The following is a 337-nucleotide window of genomic DNA, read 5'->3' as shown; positions in this document are numbered from 1 at the left end:
GCACCGTCGACCTGGCCGGCAACATCTCGGCGCCGTCGGCGCCGCTGGTGGTGACCATCGACCGCGCCGCGCCGGGCGCCCCGGGCGCCCCGGTGCTCGACGCCGCGTCCGACACGGGCGTGTCCGATGCCGACAAGCTGACCAAGGATGCCACACCGACCCTCACCGGCAGCGCCGAAGCCGGCGCCACCGTCAAGCTGTACGACGGCACCACCCTGGTCGGCAGCGGCGTGGCCAACGCCGACGGCGTCTGGACCGTCACCACCGGCACCCTGGCGGCCGGCGTCCACAACCTCACCGCCACCGCCACCGACGCCGCCGGCAACGTCGGCCCGGC

Annotated in this window: 1 protein-coding gene; it reads left to right on the top strand. The window is 76.0% G+C overall.

From position 1 onward, the window contains the following. A partial coding sequence (locus MRBLMU1_RS25515; protein ID WP_363507640.1) for an Ig-like domain-containing protein occupies nt 1–337 on the top strand: 337 nt, incomplete at both ends.

This window comes from Burkholderia sp. LMU1-1-1.1 (assembly GCF_040675865.1).
In the GTDB taxonomy this organism is placed as follows: Bacteria; Pseudomonadota; Gammaproteobacteria; order Burkholderiales; family Burkholderiaceae_D; genus Rugamonas.
This window is presented reverse-complemented; position numbering and strand designations above follow the sequence as displayed.